Here is a 20,511-nt window from a genome sequence, read left to right on the forward strand (position 1 = left end):
TAAATTAATCCGCGGTTTGTTCATTCTGGTCTTTCTTAGCTGTTGCAATGTCTCTAAAAGCCTGAGCATACGCCAAATGCGGAAATAACATGGGGTTATTAATCAGCATAAGCAACTGGTTAAGCTGAAAGTTCAAGGTGAGAAGGGGGTTTTCTGGTATTTTCAGATCGCACAGCGTGTTTGCAAGAGATATATCCGAAAATTTCAATTCCTTATACTTATTACTGTCGACTATGCTCTTTTTAAAATTGTCTCTATCTACATCCTTCCAGTATGAAGGTGTCACATCCATAGGACAGTCACGATTTATTTCGGCTTCATTTGCGCCCATATTCAATCGCTTTCCCCACCAGCCAAGCGTCTGCTTCTCATGTTCTACCAGCAAATCAAATGCCCTGTGCGCCCCTTGAGTGCCTGATTCAGCTCTTTTGAACAGAATAAAATCGAATACACCTTCTAGCTTCTCCCCGACATTGTCTATGGCTGTCTGTTGTTCGCGCTGAAGGTTACTGGCGAGAATCAAAATAGGTCGGGTGCGTTGCTGTGATACATTTGTAATTCCTGTTACGTACCCTTGTACCATTCGCGCAATGCCAGTTGGTCGCGGTTGTAATTTTTTAATACTATCTGCCCAATCCTTAATTTTTTTTTCATCCCACTTTGTACTCTTGCACTCAATTGCTACTGCTACAGCCTCAATGGGAATGAACTTGAGCGTATTGTACTGGAACACATAAGGCGTAAATTGCTCATCAAAGACAGCGATATCCACTTCCATAGATCGCTTTTTCTCCGAGTCAATAATAATCACTCCTTGGGCTAAAGAGTATTTAAGCGGGATAATGCTGCGGAAAAATTTGATCCACATCTCCTCGCGATAGTTTCCGCTAAGAGTGCCATGCTCAGAAGCAATGTCGATCTCTTCCACCATCATCTGATTCAAGTAGCGGTAATTATGATGAATGCGCTCAAAAACATTTCCAACCTTTCTATTTTCACCAGCTTCATCTGTAGTTTCGCTCATGTCTTACACCCTTTCTTTCATTTGAATTCGCATTTTCATGAATCTTTAGTCCTATAAATAGGTTAAATCAGATTCAAAAAAGGAAAAAAGTTCAGAACCACATAGGTATTTATATTCATTCTAATTATAATTATCTTTGTATGTATTTTACAAGGATAATTTTTCATAGATCGTGACACCAAAGTAAATAACCGTGCTACAGCAGTCATCTGTACTATATACGAAGCCCAAAAAAACAGCCCCCTGTAAATTTCAAACAAGAGATTACCAGGAGGCCACTAGCTTCATTTCGTCACTATGTTTTTTGAACTCTACTTAGAGAGATACGTCGCTGTTTCGGCATGAAATAGGTAGCTTACTTCTCGTTACCATTTATTGTAATGTACTTTGCATTGATTTCAGGAATCGTTACATCACTGCGCAGAATTGTTTTATACGTCTTCAAACCCTCTACAGTCCCCCATAACGTAACAATATCGTTCTCCAGAAGCCTTCCTTCGCCCTCTGACCTACGGTAATTCACAAAAATAGTATCTTGCCAAATACCGTACTTGCCTTTACTAACATTGACCCTCAGAGCAACAGTATGACCTGACTCAAGCGTTTGAATTACCTTCCCAGTAAAGGTGACTTCTTTCGACTTGTAGTTGTCAGGGTTTCTTGCCAAATCAATGTATTTTACATATTTTGCTGAATTTTTGAATTGTTCTGGTGTTTTTTCTTTAGCCAACAGGTTCTCCGCTTGTGAAAATAGCAATAGCGCCAAACAATGAAATAATACTAACAAGGATATACATGACGACCCGAAAGAATTTAACAAAAGGACTTAGCTTGATCTTTCCGTTTCCGTCCGAATAGTATCCCTTTACGTGCTCATCATGAACGTAACTGTATACCTCTTGTTGCTTGGATTGTTCCTTTTGAATCTTTTCCATTTCTTTTTTGAATCGCCGTTGACTACTGTTCAGCAAGTCCTTCTCCTCCTAAAGTATAAAGGCCAAAATTAACAGCATTATTCTATAGATCAATGAAAAAATCCCATTATTAAAGAAAATGAAATATTCACTATTCCGATTTTTGGCTTTTCGTGGCCGAAGCGTATATTGCAGAAGATCGAGTGAAATTCTTTAAACTGTAGTTTACGTTTGTTACTTTGTGTAATCCCCATCTACATACCACGACTCGCGTGGGGCGTAGCAAAGAAATGGATTATAATGTTATTTATGTAATCAAATTTAAATCCTTTCACTCATATAGAGTGCGACTTGATAAACAGACATCCGAAACCGTTTTTTCAATTTCAATCCACGCACTCATATAAAGTGCGACCTTCCAAGACTTAGCTAAAGAGTTTACAGTATTCCTATTTCAATCCACGCACTCATATAGAGTGCGACGTGGCAGGTGTCTGGTGAGGCAATGGCAGGCAAAGAATTTCAATCCACGCACTCATATAGAGTGCGACCTTATCTCTAGATGGATGCTTACGCCCCTTCATAGGGATTTCAATCCACGCACTCATATAGAGTGCGACCGGGGGAATCTCTCCCTCTATCCCAGGAGCCAATCCAATTTCAATCCACGCACTCATATAGAGTGCGACATAATGAATATGCTTATTCAAAATCACTTCTTCAAATTTCAATCCACGCACTCATATAGAGTGCGACGTGAAACGAAACAATGGATGGGGCACGTGCTTCACAATTTCAATCCACGCACTCATATAGAGTGCGACTAAGCCCTGACCCTAACGGGCAGGCGGGGTGAAAGGAATTTCAATCCACGCACTCATATAGAGTGCGACTACACGGTACGTGGAGTCCTTAGATGACGAATACATTTCAATCCACGCACTCATATAGAGTGCGACTGTATAGCAGCCGCGGCCCGACAAAAGGCAAACTATTTCAATCCACGCACTCATATAGAGTGCGACGATGCAGATAAGCTAATAAGCTGGCTTGAAGCAATTTCAATCCACGCACTCATATAGAGTGCGACTTGGAGTGCATCATTGCTTCGAAGGATGGAGAAAAAAGAAATTTCAATCCACGCACTCATATAGAGTGCGACTTAATTACCGCGCTCAATGTTTACAACTTAAGACAATTTCAATCCACGCACTCATATAGAGTGCGACGGCACGACATCCGGATCATTGCCGAAGCTTTAACTATTTCAATCCACGCACTCATATAGAGTGCGACTAAAGTATACGTAAATCAAGTCCAAAAGGTAGAAGGTATTTCAATCCACGCACTCATATAGAGTGCGACGTTGAATACGGCGAGAAATGGCTTGATGATCTTGAGATTTCAATCCACGCACTCATATAGAGTGCGACCACACTGGGCAACACTTGGTTCGGCACGACTCCAGAGATTTCAATCCACGCACTCATATAGAGTGCGACGGTCCAAAGATAAATAAATTCTTTTCGGGTGTAGGAATTTCAATCCACGCACTCATATAGAGTGCGACATAGTTTAATTATGTATAACTTATATAAGTCTACTAATTTCAATCCACGCACTCATATAGAGTGCGACGCCGGATCTGAAGGCGACGAAAATGTATACAGGAGGATTTCAATCCACGCACTCATATAGAGTGCGACATCGATAGCTATAATGTAGAAAATTGAGATATGGTATTTCAATCCACGCACTCATATAGAGTGCGACCCATACACGTTACGTAGAATCCCTTGATGACGAATATATTTCAATCCACGCACTCATATAGAGTGCGACATAACTACCCGCAGATATATTGCACTGCTACCAAAATTTCAATCCACGCACTCATATAGAGTGCGACGACGAACATAGATGGCCCGCAGCATTAGGGCAGATTTCAATCCACGCACTCATATAGAGTGCGACAGCGAAAATGCAGTCATTCATACCTTATTGATATAAATTCCATACATTTTAGCAAAAAACGATGCCAAAAAGGCTTGAATCAACCATTGACTTCTACTGAAGAAAGCTGATTTAATGTTTTTCGACAAATTTCGAGGTGCGAAGGATCCGGGGTTTTTATGTGAGCTTCACATTCGCACCTCATGATAAGAGCAGCATGCTCATTTTATTTACCCTTATACATATACCATACATGAGCATGATAACCAATAATAAGGTGTAGAGCCGGTGAATATTTGGGCAAAAGACAAGCTTCGATCTCATCTGCTTAGACCAACGTATAGCTATATGAGTATGGAAAGCCCTCTTGAGGTTCACCCATTCCTTATTGGGGATCTTCGAATAGCTCCTGCATCATCTTTTCTTTATTGTTCAGAAATTGTTTCATGATGATGAAATGATCGGTTTCCTCCAGCGTCCGGGTGTCTATTCCTTCATGTGTCAGGTGGTACAGAACAGAGTCGGGATAGGCCATCAAAATGGGGGAATGCGTAGAAATGATGAACTGTGATCCCTGCTGTACCAGCTCGTGGATACGTGCAAGCATGGCCATCTGGCGCAGGGGCGATAGCGCGGCCTCTGGCTCATCCATGATATACAGCCCCTGACCGCCAAACCGATGCAAAAACGCGGCAAAAAAAGACTCGCCATGCGACTGCTCATGCAACGATTTTCCTCCATAGGAGTCTCGAATGGGGCGGCCACCGTCTTCCCGATCCAGCTCGTCGATATGACTCGCCAGATTGTAGTAGCTTTCTGCACGGAAAAAGAAACCGTCCCGCGGCTTGCGGACCCCTCTCACCAGCCGAACATACTCATGCAGCGAGGAATGCGTGGCCTGTGTAGAGAAATTAAAATTTTGGGTGCCACCCTCCGGATTAAATCCCCACGCGACCGCTATCGCTTCCATAAGCGTTGATTTACCCACACCGTTTTCTCCAACAATATAGGTAACAGACGGGTGAAATTTCAGCTCATTCCATTGATGCATGGCTTTTAAATTAAAGGGATATCGGCTCTCGTCAGCATCCTGCGGCCACATCAGCTCCAATCGGCGTACAAAAAGATCACGATCCCATATACTCATGTCCGTTCAGCTCCATTACCAAGCAAATGACTGGATTTTCCATCATTATATTGGAATTATTTACGGCAATCAATCTGAAATTCGGCTTTCGTAACCCTTCTGTTGTTATTCAGGCGTTTATTACAGGTATAATATATAGTAGCCTTTCATTGGGCATGATATCTCCGTGTATCATTCAGAATCTATTTTATTATTTTCAGGCAGGTGAATCTATGAATTCAAATCACAAACCCATTCAATCCTTTAAAATCGTACAGTTCATGATGACCATCTACAGGCAGCGGCTGACACGTATTTTGCTTCCGCTGGCTGTATTGGCTTTTATTATATGGGAGGCTGGACGAGAGCTGAAAGGCTTCAATCTGGCACGTATGCTTCATGAGCTGCGGCGAATGGATGCTACCTTTCTCATCGAAATCGGCGTGTTCTCACTGATAGCGGTGGCCGCCATGAGCGCATACGATTACGTGATCAGGCATCATTTCAAGCTACAGGTCAAGCCCGGAGCCACATTCCGGTACGCCTGGATTTCGAATACCTTCAATAACGTCTTTGGCTTCGCTGGCTTTACAGGAGCGGGATTGCGTACGGTGCTGTACAAAAAAAGCGGCGTGCCGCTGGGGATCATCACCTCTGCGGTTGTGTTCCTTTCGCCTGTAGTCATTACCGGGCTTTCCTTGCTGGCCTGGGGCGGGATTGCCCATCTATATCCGGTACAGCCCGTGCTGAATGCTCATCCGTGGCTTCATTGGGCGTTATGGGGAATGGCGCTGTACCTGCCACTGTTCCTGATTATGCAGCGCTCCAAACGGTACGCCACATGGTTCAACAAGGGAGCAGGCCAGCTTTCCTGGTCCACCATCTCCGCCTCCATCGGCGCTTCGCTGCTGGAATGGCTGCTGGCTGGCCTTACCTTTGCATGGATCGGCTCGCACTTGCTGCATGAGCTGCCGATGAATGCCGTGTTCGGCATTTATGTCATTGCCGCGATTGCCGGGCTGATCAGTCTCGCGCCGGGTGGAGTCGGTGCCTTCGATATTATTGCCCTGCTCGGGCTGCAAATGGCAGGCGCCAACTCGGATCGGGCATTGGCTGTGCTACTGGCCTTTCGCGTCTTTTATTACATCCTTCCGTGGCTGATCGGCCTCGTGCTGGCTGCGCTGGAAATGATTCCGCGCAGCGAGCGTCTGAGCCAACTGGCAGAAACAAGCTGGGAAACCTCACTCAACGCTTGGCAAAAGGTATGGGGCTGGCCCGGTCAATTCCGCTTTCTGGCCGACCTGGGGGTATGGGCACTTGGCAAGCTGGTACTCATCTCCGGCGTAGTGCTCCTTCTGTCGGCGGCTACGCCCGGTCTGCTCTATCGGCTGCGTTTTGCTGAGCTTCTGCTCAGTCTGCCCGTCATGCGCCTGTCGCACGAAATTTCCGTCGTCATCGGAATTATGCTCGTGGTGCTGTCTCACGGAATATCCCTGCGCATTCGCAGAGCCCTGCGGCTGACACTCGTACTGCTGCTTGCAGGGTCCATTTTCACCTTCATTAAAGGTCTGGATTTCGAGGAAGCTCTATTCCTGCTGTTCGTAGCGCTGATGCTGTGGATCTCGCGCTCGCGGTTTTATCGGGTTAGTGCGCCGCTGAATCGGCACAATATTTTAATCTGGGGCGGATTGTCTCTGCTCGTGACTGGAGCTTATTTTGTCATCGGGGCAGGCTCCAATACTGCGTTTATGCGCAATCTGCACGCCAAAGTCCATCTGGACTTTTTTATGAACCGAAGCGATTACGGGGTTACAGCGGTGTTCAGCCTGATTTTGGCGTGGGTGTTCCTGACAGTGTATCTCTTCCTCCGTCCCCAGCGTGAAATTGGCAATCTGCCTGACTTGCAAGAGCTGGATAAGTTAAAAGCATTTTTGGACAAGCAGGGCGGCAATTTGGTGTCACATATGCTCTTTCTCGGCGATAAGTATCTGTACTGGACCAAGAACGAGCAAGTGGTTATTCCCTATGCCCGCAGTCGGGACAAACTGATTGTGCTAGGTGACCCGCTCGGTCCGAAAGAACGTGTGAGCGAAGCGATTCAAGAATTTCAGCGCTTCGCAGACCGATATGCGTTAACGGCTGTATTTTATCAGGCATCACCAGAGTATTTGTCCATCTACCACGAGAACGGCTATCGGTTTTTCAAGCTGGGCGAGGAAGCGCTGGTGCCGCTGGAGTCCTTTACACTGACAGGTAAAAGCAATCAGGTGCTGCGCAGCGCCAAAAACCGCTTTGACCGCGAGGGGTACACGTTCGAGATAATCCAGCCGCCTTTAGATGGAGCATTCATTGAGGAGCTTCGTCACATTTCGAATATCTGGCTGGATGGACGGAAGGAGAAGGGCTATTCGCTCGGCTGGTTCAAAGAGCCTTATCTTCAGTTAGCCCCGATTGCGCTGTTAAAGGACACTGAAGGAAAGATCATCGCCTTCGCGACGATGGCCCCTGCCTATGATCGTGGACAAACGGTCTCCATAGACCTGATGCGTCATCTGCCCGATACACCGAATGGCACGATGGACTACTTGTTCACACGAGTGATCGAGTGGGCCAAGGACAGCGGATATACGACCTTCAATCTGGGCATGGCTCCGCTGTCCCAAGTAGGACAAAGCGAAAAAGCGTTGCGCGAGGAAAAGCTGGCTCGGCTCGTTTTCCAATACGGAGGACATTTTTACGGCTTTCAAGGGCTTCGCCGCTTCAAGGATAAGTTCAAGCCGCAATGGGAGCCACGCTATCTGGCCTATCCGGCTTCTGTCTTTTTACCTATTCTGACGCTGGAGCTGGTATATTTGGTCTCCAAACGATCAGATTAGGTAGAAGCATTTCTTGCAACGAAAGCATAACAAAAGGGTGTTCCCCCAACCACGACGGTTGCAGGAACACCCTTTTTATGTGAGGATTTTGCAAAATCCTGATGTTAAAAATTCTTCTTAGAAGCTACCTTTTACAACAACTTCAGACAATGGGAAACGTCCGGATGGACGTGCTGGTACTTGTGCTTTACCTACCGTAATCAGCATCGTTGGCAGGTAACGTGCAGGAATGTTGAATTGCTCAATCAATTGCGCAGGAATGAAACCACCCATAGCGCAAGTATCATAGCCCAGAGATTTGGCAGCCAGCATAATGTTTTGTGCCGCAAAAGCAGAGTTCAGGATCGCTGCATCGCGAGCTACTTGTGCGTTTTGGTAAGCACCGTTGATTTGACCTACCAATGCGTCACGGATTTCCGCAGGCATTGTACCAGCGTCTACCGCTTGATCATAAATCACAGCGTTACGGTTCGCTTCCAGATCACCCAAAACGGCAATGGTCACAGAGCTTTCGGCTACTTGCCCCTGATTGTAAGCGATAGGCAGCAACTTTTGCTTGTCAGCTTCGGTTTCAATCACGAGGAATTTCCAGTGTTGAAGGTTCCAGGCGGAAGGAGCTTCTATCGCAGCTGTCAAAATAGCTTCCAGGTCTTCCTCTGGCAATTTAAAATCCTTAACATAACTTTTTACCGCATGTCTTTCACTAATGACAGACAGAGTTTCGTTTTTTTGGATACTTGACATTCTGGACACACTCCTACATTTCTCATAGTATATATATCTGATCTTGAATCCTTATTAACTTCCTAAACTACTGTAATTATAAAAACGGTAGTGAATGATGTCAATATATTTAAGTATGATCCTGCACTCAAAATACAGTACAATATGGATAAGACATCCATATCAGCAGATAACTGCTGATCGGACAAGACACGGTGAGTTCATTTTGTTCTCATTTGAATCGAAAAAGGAGCGTTACTATGATTGGATCGTTTAAAAAAACAGATATAGCTTTGTTTGCCGCCTGGGTTGTGGCTTGTGTGGCCACATTAGGCAGTCTGTATCTCAGCGAGATTTTGGGGTACGAGCCTTGCAAGCTGTGCTGGTTTCAACGCATTCTGATGTATCCCCTGACCCTCTTGCTCGGAATCGCTTATTTTCGGGGAGATACGGGAATACGTCGTTATGTCATGCCGCTGGCTATTATTGGAGGCGCCATTTCGGCCTATCACTTTACGATTCAGCGTATCCATGCAGCCGCCAAAGCAGCTACGCAAGCTTCAACCTCCTGCGGCAGAGTATCCTGTGAACAGGATTATCTGAACTGGTTTGATTTTATTACCATTCCTTTTCTCGCACTCATCGCTTTTATCCTTATTATTGCAGCCATGGGGTATATCATGCGTCAGGAGAAAAAATCGGTGCAAGGAGAGGTACAAGCAGAGCATCTTGCATAAGTATGAAAGAGGCCCGAGGACGTGGGATCAGTCACCACAATCGAGCGTATAATCCGCTTGCCGGAGGAAAGACTGTAACTAAATATATCCATTACATATGTGGTATAATGAAAAAATATTTGCAGTCTGGCCAATAACGCTTACATTTCTGATAGAGGGGGCCCCGTCCATGATTCATATCAGCACCCCAATTCTGCAATATGGCGCAACCTTCGGCATGATCTTGATCGCTGTTTCGGCTATTTTCATCCGTATGAAGACAGGTCATCGCCCGGTTAACGCCAAAAAGATTATTATCCCTCCGCTCGGTATGAGCACCGGCTTTATGATGTTTATCGTGCCAGAGGTACGAGTTCCCTCGCTTTGGGCAATGGGCGCTTTTCTGGTCGGCTGGTTTATTTTCTCGTACCCGCTGATCCGCAGCACCAAGTTTGAGATGCAAGAAGGATTAGTTTTTGTACAACGCTCACGCACCTTCTTTTTTATCCTGATCAGTCTGCTGATCGTTCGCTTGCTGCTGCATGAGTTTATCCAGCGCTACATTACCATTCCACAGACGGCAGGGCTATTTTTTATCCTTGCCTTCGGGACATTGCTTCACTGGCGACTTCGTATGTATTTTCAATATCGTCAGCTTAATCCTGAAACGGTTTAGTTCGTCTATCTATTGTACTTTCTACCGTCGGGAATCGAATGTTGTAAAATGCTGAACCCAAAAAGACACGATCTTCCAACAGGAGTCGTGTCTTTTGTACTTGTTGTAAAGCTGCATTACACCTGCCCGGAAAAAGCTACCCGATTGCCCCCTCCATCTTCACAGTATACATAACAACGAGGTGCCTATGCTAAAAGAGACTGCCCTCTGGACAGCCCCTTTTCTGTAATACGCCTACCTGGTTTATTGCTGTGTCAAAATGATCGGGCCGTCCGCTGTAATCGCCAGCGTATGCTCGTATTGCGCCGACAAACCGCCATCCAGTGTACGCGCCGTCCAACCATCCGCATCCACCTTGCTGCGGTAGGTGCCTGTATTCAGCATCGGCTCAATCGTAATGACCATGCCTTCCTTCAAGCGCGGTCCGCGATGCGGTGGTCCATAATGCGGCACCTGCGGTTGTTCATGCATATCTTCCCCGATGCCGTGACCAATAAATTCGCGAACAACCGAGAAGCCTTCTGCTTCCGCATACGTTTGAATCGCATGGGAAATATCTCCGATCCGGTTACCGATTACAGCCTGCTCAATCCCTCTGTACAGGGATTCCTTGGTAACGTCCAGCAGCTTTTGCGCCTGCTCGGAAACATGACCCACTGCATACGACCAAGCGGAATCCGCCAGCCACCCGTTCAGGTTTACAACCATGTCAATCGTCACAATGTCCCCGTCCTTCAACGGTGTCTTGTTCGGGAAACCGTGGCAAATGACATCGTTAGGCGATCCGCAAGTCGCAAACTGATAGCCGTTATAGCCCTTTTGTTCGGGCGTTGCGCCATGCTTTTTCATAAATGATTCCGCAAAGGCGTCAATTTCCAGCGTTGTAATTCCCGGCTTGATCATTTTGGCAATTTCCCGGTGGCAAGCAGCCAAAATGTCGCCAGCTTTCTTCATATTTTCAATTTGTTCTTTGGTTTTAATAATAATCATTAAACGGTCTCCTTCTTTTCCGTGTTCGTTCCACTTTTCACTGCTGCTTTTTTCTGCTTCTATTGTAACGCTAAAAGCATTGAAATGAAACCGATGTCCAATGACACCGTTTACAAGCATCTTTTACGGGGTTTATAATACGAAATGACTTGTGACCGCTTTAAACCGAATGATTGACAAAATGAAAGTCGCTCTCAAGCACAGAGACGTCGTTGAATTTTCTCTGCAGGACTTCAATTTCCATGAGGCTTTGGTTCTGGAAGAACCATCGCACCTTTGCAAACGCTTTAAATAAGATTATGCTGCTGAGTGTGTTAATTTAACGATAATGAGCTAATAACGGTAAGTGAAGGGGAGATTGAATATGGCAGACACCCGATATATGATCGGAGTCGATATTGGCACGACCAGTACCAAGGCGGTGCTTTTCGAAGAAAACGGCAATATTGCTGCTCAGCATCATGTGGGCTATCCACTACATACACCTGAGCCGGATGCGGCGGAACAGGACCCGGACGATATTTTCAAAGCCGTCGTGACAACGGTGCAGGAGGTCATGAAACAAAGCGGAGTAGCAGCCGAGCATGTGCTGTTCGTCTCCTTCAGTTCGGCCATGCACAGCGTGCTGGCGGTGGACAAGAACGGCAAGCCGCTGACCGCCTCGATCACATGGGCAGATAACCGCAGTGCCAAATGGGCTGAAGCGCTCAAGCACGAATACAACGGACATGATATTTACTTACGCACCGGGACACCCGTTCATCCCATGTCTCCACTGACGAAGCTGATGTGGATTACACGGGATTTGCCGGATATTGCGACTCAGACGTACAAATATATTTCCATTAAGGAATATGTATTTGCCCGGTTGTTCCAGCAATATGTCGTGGATCATTCGATTGCATCCGCTACGGGTCTCATGAATTTGCAGCAACTGGATTGGGACGAAGAAGCGTTATGTATTGCTGGTGTCACAAAGGAGCAGTTGTCTGAACTGGTGCCGACAACTCATGTCCTGAAGGGACTGGACTCGACCTGTGCACATGATATGGGCTTGCTGGAGACGACTCCTTTTGTCATCGGAGCCAGTGACGGTGTCTTGTCCAACCTTGGTGTGAATGCCATCAAGCCGGGGGTTGTCGCTGTCACGATCGGTACCAGCGGAGCCATCCGTACCGTGGTTGATAAGCCGTTGACCGATGACAAGGGACGCTTTTTCTGCTACGCATTGACGGAAAAGCTGTGGGTGATCGGCGGCCCGGTGAATAATGGCGGCATTGTGTTCCGCTGGATTCGCGATGAATTTGCAGCCTCCGAGGTGGAAACCGCCAAACGATTGGGGCTTGATCCGTACCATGTGCTGACCCAAATCGCGGAACAGGTACGCCCCGGCTCGGACGGCCTGCTCTTTCTCCCGTATCTGTCCGGTGAACGTGCGCCCCTGTGGGACCCGAATGCCCGCGGCTCCTTCTTCGGCTTGTCCCTGCGTCACAAAAAAGAGCATATGATCCGCGCCGCTCTGGAGGGTGTGTTGTTCAATCTGTACACGGTTATGCTGGCCATGGAAGAGGTCATTGGCAGACCTTCGGTCATTCACGCCACTGGCGGATTCGCACGCTCGGAGCTGTGGCGACAGCTCATGGCGGATATTTTCGATCAGGAGGTCATTATCCCGGAAAGTCTGGAAAGCTCCTGCCTTGGCGCAGCTATTTTGGGCTTGTACGCATTGGGACGGATTGATTCGCTGGATGCTGTATCCGGTATGATCGGCACCACTCACCAGCATAAGCCCGTGGCGGAGCATGTGGATATTTACCGTGATTTACTGCCGATCTATATCCGTATTTCGCGTAAATTTGAAGAGGAGTTCAAGGATATTGCCGAGTTTCAGGCCAAATCCTTAAAGCCTTTAAACTAGTGGAACCTGCCTATGTCAGAAAACGATCTAACAGGCATTAAGGAAGCCATTGGCTCCTTCAAACCCTATAAAGCGAAGACCCTTCTCATCAAGGGCCTTCGCTTTATTGTTGTACGCCTGACGTTATGCAAGGCAACATCTGTGCATTTTACGGGAAGCCGTCTATCACCGGAATTACAGAAATAGAGTCTTGGATATGATTACCAGCAAAATAAACAGAACCAGAATTGCTCCTATGGAAGTCCAACCTCCGCCGCACCCCATACCGCCCATTCCACACATATGACTCATTTACAACACTCCTTTCGCTCATTTACAGGATCATTGTATGTAGATATGGTCAGATGCGTAAGGGGGGCATTCCCCCATTTTTACGGCGAATGCCCGTTACCGATATAAGACCACCAGAACCGGGAAGAAGGTCTGATGGTCTTATCATGCCTATGCCTCTCTTCGTCTGCGTGGTGTCAAACCGAGCCAGGACAGCAGCGAACCGCGTGACTTACGCTGTCTACCCTGATAGGTACGCAAATTGGTGATTAACTGCCGATCCCGTTCCTCTTCCACCCGTTCTTTCATCCAGCGCTTTTGGTCCTCCAACTGATTGGAAAGGCTGGTGTTCTTCTCCACCAAACGGCTATGCTCCACTTCCAGCTCTTCCAAACGACTTCGCATCTCCTGTAGCGCGCTCTGAACCATAATCTGCATCTCCGTCAGTGCCTGGGACTCTATAGGCTCCTGCGTTTGTAGCTGCACTGGTGTTTGTTCCAGCTCTTCTTTTTCCCTCTCCCTTGTTTGCTCCAGCCTGTGCTCAATCGTTAGCGCCAAGGTACGCGTTTGTTGTTCCTGCACGCTCACTTCATCCCCTAATCCTGCCGATTCAAGAGTAGCAGCTACTTGCTCCTGCACTACAGTCTCCTCCCTGCTCTCTGCCGCAGCCAATATTTCCTCCCAGGTTGCAGCCAGCGATTCACCATCCGATACGGATGGCAAGCGGATGCCTGCATCCTCGATTTGGAAGGGGGCTGTTACCCTCTCAAGCACCACCTGAACCGCCTGCTCCATCGTCAAATGCTCCTCACGCAACGCCCCTCGCATCACCTTCAAGCACTCTACATCCTCTGCACTGAACATTCTCGATTGGTTGGCGGAGCGCGGGAACACATAGCCCTGCTCCTCCAGCGCTGCCGCATATTTACGAAGGGTACTGGCCCCGATTCCCAACTGCTTTGCTGCTTCCGTCGTCGATCTGCTTTCTTCCATTGATCATTACCTCCCCGGATGGTATGGAAAGAAATAAGCTTGTATATGTACAATTCGCGGAATCAAATGGAAACCCTTTGGCAAAAATGTTCTAATATTGCGGACTGCTAGGAACCTTTGTCATAACCGAATATTTTATAAAAATGCAGGAAACGACTTCAAATCAACCATATACAGTCGGATAAACCAGCAGCATTTAAAATCTGACAAAATATGTGGTGCCTTGCCTGTTTCCCATTCAATAAGGAGCCTTTTTAGAAACGTCACATAAATGTCATACTTCACATAATTACATGGCACTATTCCTACCATCAATGCATCGGAAAGTACAATCAATGCGTATACCACCTCAAAAAGAAGCTACTCACCCCCTGCAATCCACACCTGCAAAAGCACTGCATATTCCACGTATTCTCTATATTTCAGCATATATTTGTGCCTCTGGTCATCGTTGTTTTTATATTTTTCGGAATGAAGGTAAAACAATGGATATTTCCAAAAGCTCAGCAATATGTTATGTTATGTAACGTAAAATGGTTTTTAGACATAATTTATAGCATATTAACGTTCGCTGGAACGAGGAGGAAACATAAATGAAGGGGAAGGCAAGGAAGGTAGCTATTGTCGGCGCGGGTATGGTCGGTTCGAGCTGTGCCTACTCAATGGTCAATCAGTCCATTTGTGATGAAATTATGATGATTGACCGCACATATGATCGGGCTTTGGCCCATGCGCTGGACCTATCCCACTGTATGGATTTTACGTCCACACGTACCAAGGTACATGCAGGAACATTTGCAGATTGCACGGATATGGACGTTGTCATTATTACGGCTGGAGCTAACCCCAAACCAGGTCAAGATCGTCTGTCCGTACTGGATGATGCGGTGATCATTACGCGCGAAATTGTAACGGCGATTATGGAGAGCGGCTTTGACGGCATTTTCGTCATTGCGGCTAATCCTGTCGATATTGTGACCTATCTCGTACAAAGCATATCCGGTCTGCCACGCAACAAGGTGATCGGCACGGGCACCTCCATTGACTCGTCCCGGCTTAAGACGCTGCTTTCCGAGGTGTTTTCCATAGATCCGCGCAGCGTACAGGGGTATGCTCTTGGCGAGCACGGCGATTCCCAATTCGTTGCATGGTCACACGTTACCATTGGCGGCAAGCCAATCCTGCACATCCTGCGTCAGCATCAGGAGCGGTTCAGCCACGTCGATCTGGATGATATTGCCCGCAAAACGAAGGATGCAGGCTGGGAGATTTTCACCCGCAAAGGAGCTACTTATTTCGGCATTGCTAATGCGCTGGCGTATATTACCCGGTCCATTTTAAATGATGACGGTAAAATTATAGCAGTTTCGGCCGTATTAGACGGCGAGTACGGACATACAGATGTCTGCACAGGCGTTCCAGCGATCATCGGCAGTAAAGGAATTCAGGAGGTCATCGAGTTGGAGCTAAGCCCGGAAGAGCAAGCCAGGTTCGACGCCTCCTGCCGCCTCATCAGCGACAATATCCGTGCCCTGCCGGGCTTGGTATAAAATGTGTCATACGCCGGATTGAGATGTATTATCATATTTTATCAATCCGGCGCGATGTATACTTCAAAAAAATCCACTTATCCAATACACTATATTCATTCTAAAAGCTGTAGAGAGACCATGATATTGAATCTGTGGTTCATAGCCTCAATACGTATATTTCCATCGTATTTCTCCGTAACCCTTCGAATGTTAGCTAATCCGTTTCCGTGAAAATCAGGCTCTTGTTTTTTCGTACGAAAACTACATGTGAAATCCTTCATCGTGTTAATAACATTCATAAATAGCGTGTACTCATTAGAAAATATATTAATTTCCACATACTTATCATCTGTCTGGCCTGATAATATCGCTGCTTCAACTGCATTGTCCAGTATGTTTCCTAACAAGACACAGAGATCATATCTTTCGATTTTCAGGTTTTTATCAAGAAGATTAAATTTGTATTTGACCCGTACTCCGTTATCCTGTGCAATATTTAATATATTACTTACCAACGCATCAATGACCAGGTTTCCAGTATTTACTCTCAGATACGAAATGTCTATCTTGTCCAGAGTTAGATGGATATATCCTGAGGCCTCATGCAACCTCCCCTCCTCAATACATCTATCTATAAACAAGAGATGCTTATTGGTATCGTGTATAACCCGCTTGATGTCCTTAAAGGAATTAGTTGTTTTATCATAAGTTGTATCCTGATATTCCATTTGTCTTAGCAATTGCACAATCACTTCAGCCAGTCTAAACTTTTCAATCATATTGAAAAACAGATAAAAAACCAACAAATTAACGATCAATAGTCCAATAACAGAGATTACACAAAAAATATTTGTACTGCAATAAAGAAATAACGTGTTTATAATGAGTGTACTGATTAGTATAACAAGTACTATTATTAAATAGTATCCTCCGTGTACCTTAGAATTACCTCCGCGTTTAATGTTTTTTTTAAACATAATAAATATAAGTGTTATTATAAAAGAAACTGACAATACCAGCAGCCTGTTCACATATTCTGCAATCGTTCAGTGAGCCTCCTCCCATAAAACGAATTAAATAACTTCCCATCATCCGCTGATTACCTTCATGTATGTACTTGCTACATTAACTTCAAAACAATATCTCACACAAGAAACTTGTATATCATTAAATCACCCATTTACCTTAAATTCACCAATCATATATTTGGTATAAGTGTTCTTAACCGACTTTAATTTGGACCGACCTATAGGGAATTCTGTACCATTCGACATAAAAACGGAATGGCTAGAGAATTTGTTAATATGCTCCATATTAACAAGGATAGAACGATGAACCTGTAAAAATTGATAATGCCCCAGTCTTTTTGCATAATCGGACAGAATCCCCCTCATGAGGAATTTGTCGCATACGGTTGTAATTTCCAGTTTCCGACGACTCATAGATCCACCATGCATTTCTACAGATATAATATCGGTATATTTCAATACAATCTCTTGACAATCTACTTTAATGACCAGAAAACGCTTCTTTAAAGAAAGAATATATTTTGATAATTTAATGATTTTTTGTTCAAAAATTTCGTAGGAAACAGATTTGAGCAAATATTGAAATGTCTGAACATCAAAGCTGTCCATCACATACTCAGGGTAACTTGTTAAAAAAATAATCTGAACATCATAATCTGGAATTGCACGTACCCTTCTTGCTGTCTCAAGGCCATTCATACCTATCATCTCAATATCCAAAATAAGAACATGAAAAGGATCATTTTCACTTTCTTGATAATATGCTAATAACTCCTCGCCAGAGGAAAAACAAGAAATATGAAATTCTTGGTCCATTTTCAAGAATAGCTTTTTCACATGATTTTGTTGCTCCACTTCATCATCACAAATAGCGACCTTCAGCAAAGTAACATCCCCTTTCAAAACTCCCGACAGATTTTAATGATTGATTACAAACAGCTCTTTTAAAAAAATAACCTGACATAAAGATGTCGTTCATACCTAAAACGAATCCATTTAGACCATTTTAAAGAATTTTATTGTTAAATATGTATATTATGATACCAGATAATGAATAAAAAAGGATACAAGAAATAAAGGGTTTTAAGACCTAATCTTCTTCCGAAAATAGAATGGTTGTATTCAGGTAATACCTCTGACGAAGTGCGTTTACCTGATTCAATATACTAAGGCTGTCACTTCTTCCCTTTGTTTCTTTTTATAACATTACATAAGCTTACTTTTACCATGGTCTTTTATAAAAATATCAAAGGGCTGGATGACCACTTTTACATGTGGAGGTGAATTCTGACTTTGATTCAAACGAAAAACTGAAAACCATGTATCTATGTATGTAGTGTATTGTTTTATCTAATTTATTAACGATGGAGGCTGAGGTAATATGAACAAATTATTTAAAACAATTATATCTTTAAGTGTTGTAATCAGTGTTTTGGCACTCCCTACTATTCAAGTCAGTGCTGAAGAAGTGAATTCATCCATTTCCACTGATGTTTACCAGGAAATGAAGGGTGCAGGAATGTCTGACCAAGATATTGAAATGGTTGAAAAGCATAATATGGAAGAAATTAAGTATATCAATAGTGGAAAATTAAAAGAAAAAGCACTCGAAGACCAGCAAACCATCGCGTTGCAAGGAGATAAATCTGACGAACGGAACACAGCTATTTCGCCGAACGCTACCAAATTGGGTTCCTACGGAGATATTTTAGTAGCCTTTAATGCAAGCTCTTGGGGAATTGATTTTGGTTACCCTGGACATGCAGGGATCGTATCTAATACCAACGGCTACACAATAGAATCATTCCCCGCAGATGGAGTACAGTATCATACAAACGATTGGGGTAGTCGTTCCAATATTTATGCTATGCATGTTAAAGGTGCTAGTAGCAGTAATTATACAGGGGCTGCCAGCTATGCCTATACGAAAATAGGTAAACCTTACAATTGGAATTTTGTTAATCCGTGGTCTGAAGATAAATTTTATTGCTCACAATTAGTATGGAAAGCGTGGAAAACTCAAGGAATTGATGTCGATTATGTCACTATCGATCCTATTGTAACTCCATTGGAAATTGCAAAATCAGGCAATACGAGTATATATTATAGTAATTAGTCATAGTAATCAACTATAACACTTAAAATTCCAGTTAGTTGAAGCACGTGATTCTGCTAACTGGAATCATTTTTTATATTGATATCAAAATTCTCATGGGGGTAAAGACATTGCTAACAAAGAAACAGGTGGTTTGGATCGTCATTGTTATGGCATGCATAATCGGTCTACTTTTAACCCTTTTTATTATTAATAAAAATACAGAAAAAAAATCATCTCAAAATTCTAATCCATCTATGAGTGCTCTCTCAAAAAATATAAAACTGAATACCGCTGAAAAAGGCTTTGTGGCCATCTACTCTGACGCAATGAAGGAAGGTGCTGATCTTGTAAGCTACAGCCCGACTGGAGATATTATAGGTGTGCAGAAACTAGAAAATGGCCGTGCCCTCTATTATTCTACCAAGTTGTCTGGCAACTACTATATCACCTCTGAACGACAAAATCGGCATTATGTTCTGGATAAATCAGGGATCATTCGCTCTTTTTTTGGTCCTTCAAAGTACGACCAGGATAGAGCAATCGGCACCTCTTTTGTTAAAAGTAGTGGAGAATATCTATTTTTCTCAATGAATGTGGGTAACAATCCACAATATTCGCCAAAGGTATATGCTAATGAGTTGGTATATTCAAAGACCGGCAATTCGACACTTCATCACATAATGTTGCCAGGATATTTCCAATCTGTGGTAGAAAAAGATAGTAAGGCTTATGTACTATACATAGACGGGAATGGAGAAAACGTTGGTATTTATGTAATTGATCTAAACACAAATAGCTTGCTTCATAATTATTCTATCCCAAATCATAAGTCTCAGGAACAAGCATATTATCCAGTGGGGCAAAATAACGGATCGTCCCTTCAATGGTTTCATAATCGTTTAATCGTCATGCTGGATGGAAATCGTCCGGGTATTCAGGATCGGCCTGTTATGCAAATTGTAAATCCCTTAAATGGTACCCTAGATAAAGAAATTTCTATCTCTAACGAATCATTTTCCTTGTATGATACTGCAATACATGACGGAAATTTGTATGTCATATCAAATAATAATAAAATTATGGTTTGGGATGATTCCTTACAAAACGTTAAAAAAATTCAATTAAAACAGAGTAAAGATTTTATTCAAAAAAAGGAGACTGAAAGAGGATATATATCAGGTACACATATTTCTGGAAATTCAATTGATATATTATATGACTTTGTTAAGAAAAAACCTTTGGACCGAGTCAGAGAAATACGACGCTACAGTTTAGAGACAGGTTCCGAGGAGGCTGTCATTCCCTTGAGCTATCATTCCGATAAAGAAATAGTTCGTTTTTTGGGCACAAATTAGCTATGAAGCTGCCATACTCCTTCAAGGCGAGGTGTATTTATGATTTATTTAGTTTTTCACCAACTGAACCCCCTTGTTCCCACTCTGCTCGTATGCCCTCTAATCGCCATTATATTGGGAATTATGTGTGCAATTCTTCATTCGAGGGTTCTGCCAGGTGTAAGTGTAGCTCTTTTACTTCCCCTCCTGTTTATCACAACAAATATAGCCACCTTTAAAGCCAACTTGGACACATGGGCGATGTACGGTATTATTTATGCCCTGATGACCTATGCCGCATTTAGAATAACTTCCCGAGCTATATAAGTTGAACTAAAGA

18 protein-coding genes and 1 CRISPR repeat array are annotated in these 20,511 nt (G+C 44.2%); of the genes, 8 read left to right on the forward strand and 10 right to left on the reverse strand.

Features of this window, described 5'->3' with window-relative positions; translation table 11 throughout:
• Positions 1–4: 4 nt before the first annotated feature.
• The 4 genes from ACIFQM_RS03940 to ACIFQM_RS03955 form a co-directional block, all read right to left on the reverse strand.
• Positions 5–1,024, reverse strand: coding sequence for a DUF6602 domain-containing protein (locus tag ACIFQM_RS03940; RefSeq protein WP_430048144.1), 1,020 nt, complete (start codon positions 1,022–1,024; stop codon positions 5–7).
• A gap of 355 nt (positions 1,025–1,379) precedes the next feature.
• Positions 1,380–1,754, reverse strand: a complete 375-nt coding sequence (locus ACIFQM_RS03945) for a hypothetical protein (RefSeq protein WP_430065050.1) — start codon at positions 1,752–1,754, stop codon at positions 1,380–1,382.
• Entirely contained in the window at positions 1,747–1,995 is a 249-nt protein-coding gene (locus ACIFQM_RS03950) for a hypothetical protein (protein ID WP_430041356.1), read from the reverse strand. Before ACIFQM_RS03950 ends, ACIFQM_RS03945 begins: the two co-directional genes overlap by 8 nt.
• Positions 1,996–2,257: 262 nt before the next feature.
• Positions 2,258–3,912: a CRISPR direct-repeat array (repeat unit 32 nt; unit sequence ATTTCAATCCACGCACTCATATAGAGTGCGAC).
• Positions 3,913–4,276: 364 nt separating this feature from the next.
• The gene (locus ACIFQM_RS03955) at positions 4,277–5,038 is read right to left on the reverse strand and encodes an AAA family ATPase (RefSeq protein WP_430041355.1); all 762 of its coding nucleotides are present in this window, start codon (positions 5,036–5,038) and stop codon (positions 4,277–4,279) included.
• 212 nt (positions 5,039–5,250) lie between these two features.
• Here ACIFQM_RS03955 and mprF point away from each other — a divergent pair, with 212 nt between their 5' ends.
• Positions 5,251–7,893 (forward strand): bifunctional lysylphosphatidylglycerol flippase/synthetase MprF, encoded by a 2,643-nt coding sequence (gene mprF, locus ACIFQM_RS03960; protein WP_430048304.1) that lies wholly within the window; start codon positions 5,251–5,253, stop codon positions 7,891–7,893.
• Between the two features lie 117 nt (positions 7,894–8,010).
• On the opposite strand, the gene ACIFQM_RS03965 is transcribed toward mprF, so the two are convergent.
• The gene (locus ACIFQM_RS03965) at positions 8,011–8,637 is read right to left on the reverse strand and encodes a nitroreductase family protein (protein ID WP_137061387.1); all 627 of its coding nucleotides are present in this window, start codon (positions 8,635–8,637) and stop codon (positions 8,011–8,013) included.
• Between the two features lie 239 nt (positions 8,638–8,876).
• On the opposite strand from ACIFQM_RS03965, the gene ACIFQM_RS03970 reads away from it, so the two are divergent.
• Both ACIFQM_RS03970 and ACIFQM_RS03975 read left to right on the forward strand, forming a co-directional pair.
• Positions 8,877–9,353, forward strand: coding sequence for a disulfide oxidoreductase (locus ACIFQM_RS03970; protein ID WP_430041353.1), 477 nt, complete (start codon positions 8,877–8,879; stop codon positions 9,351–9,353).
• Between the two features lie 169 nt (positions 9,354–9,522).
• Positions 9,523–10,008 carry a CcdC family protein gene (locus ACIFQM_RS03975; protein ID WP_430041352.1) on the forward strand — a complete coding sequence of 162 codons (486 nt, stop codon included), beginning with the start codon at positions 9,523–9,525 and terminating at the stop codon, positions 10,006–10,008.
• A 243-nt stretch (positions 10,009–10,251) separates the two neighbouring features.
• Here ACIFQM_RS03975 and map read toward each other — a convergent pair whose 3' ends face one another.
• Positions 10,252–10,998 carry a type I methionyl aminopeptidase gene (gene map / locus ACIFQM_RS03980; RefSeq protein WP_430041351.1) on the reverse strand — a complete coding sequence of 249 codons (747 nt, stop codon included), beginning with the start codon at positions 10,996–10,998 and terminating at the stop codon, positions 10,252–10,254.
• A 364-nt stretch (positions 10,999–11,362) separates the two neighbouring features.
• Between map and gntK the strand changes: the two genes are divergently transcribed.
• Both gntK and ACIFQM_RS03990 read left to right on the forward strand, forming a co-directional pair.
• The gene (gene gntK, locus ACIFQM_RS03985; protein ID WP_430041350.1) at positions 11,363–12,916 is read left to right on the forward strand and encodes a gluconokinase; all 1,554 of its coding nucleotides are present in this window, start codon (positions 11,363–11,365) and stop codon (positions 12,914–12,916) included.
• Between the two features lie 12 nt (positions 12,917–12,928).
• Entirely contained in the window at positions 12,929–13,102 is a 174-nt protein-coding gene (locus ACIFQM_RS03990; protein ID WP_430041349.1) for a hypothetical protein, read from the forward strand.
• Here ACIFQM_RS03990 and ACIFQM_RS03995 read toward each other — a convergent pair.
• Together ACIFQM_RS03995 and ACIFQM_RS04000 are read right to left on the reverse strand one after the other, a co-directional pair.
• Positions 13,091–13,207 carry a YjcZ family sporulation protein gene (locus tag ACIFQM_RS03995; protein WP_430041348.1) on the reverse strand — a complete coding sequence of 39 codons (117 nt, stop codon included), beginning with the start codon at positions 13,205–13,207 and terminating at the stop codon, positions 13,091–13,093. The genes ACIFQM_RS03990 and ACIFQM_RS03995 overlap by 12 nt on opposite strands.
• Positions 13,208–13,357: 150 nt before the next feature.
• Positions 13,358–14,179 (reverse strand): MerR family transcriptional regulator, encoded by an 822-nt coding sequence (locus ACIFQM_RS04000; protein ID WP_430041347.1) that lies wholly within the window; start codon positions 14,177–14,179, stop codon positions 13,358–13,360.
• Positions 14,180–14,772: 593 nt separating this feature from the next.
• Here ACIFQM_RS04000 and ACIFQM_RS04005 point away from each other — a divergent pair.
• Complete coding sequence (locus ACIFQM_RS04005; RefSeq protein WP_430041346.1) at positions 14,773–15,729, forward strand: L-lactate dehydrogenase; 957 nt, start codon at positions 14,773–14,775, stop codon at positions 15,727–15,729.
• Between the two features lie 95 nt (positions 15,730–15,824).
• On the opposite strand, the gene ACIFQM_RS04010 is transcribed toward ACIFQM_RS04005, so the two are convergent.
• Together ACIFQM_RS04010 and ACIFQM_RS04015 are read right to left on the reverse strand one after the other, a co-directional pair.
• Entirely contained in the window at positions 15,825–16,451 is a 627-nt protein-coding gene (locus tag ACIFQM_RS04010; RefSeq protein ID WP_430048301.1) for a sensor histidine kinase, read from the reverse strand.
• Positions 16,452–16,883: 432 nt separating this feature from the next.
• The gene (locus ACIFQM_RS04015; RefSeq protein ID WP_430041343.1) at positions 16,884–17,624 is read right to left on the reverse strand and encodes a LytR/AlgR family response regulator transcription factor; all 741 of its coding nucleotides are present in this window, start codon (positions 17,622–17,624) and stop codon (positions 16,884–16,886) included.
• Positions 17,625–18,120: 496 nt separating this feature from the next.
• Here ACIFQM_RS04015 and ACIFQM_RS04020 point away from each other — a divergent pair, with 496 nt between their 5' ends.
• Entirely contained in the window at positions 18,121–18,855 is a 735-nt protein-coding gene (locus ACIFQM_RS04020; protein ID WP_430041342.1) for a YiiX/YebB-like N1pC/P60 family cysteine hydrolase, read from the forward strand.
• Between the two features lie 110 nt (positions 18,856–18,965).
• Positions 18,966–20,192 (forward strand): hypothetical protein, encoded by a 1,227-nt coding sequence (locus ACIFQM_RS04025; RefSeq protein WP_430048298.1) that lies wholly within the window; start codon positions 18,966–18,968, stop codon positions 20,190–20,192.
• The last annotated feature ends 319 nt before the right edge of the window (positions 20,193–20,511 follow it).

Origin of the sequence: Paenibacillus sp. NRS-1782, assembly GCF_050467685.1 — a bacterium.
GTDB classification, from domain to species: domain Bacteria; phylum Bacillota; class Bacilli; order Paenibacillales; family Paenibacillaceae; genus Paenibacillus; species Paenibacillus terrae_A.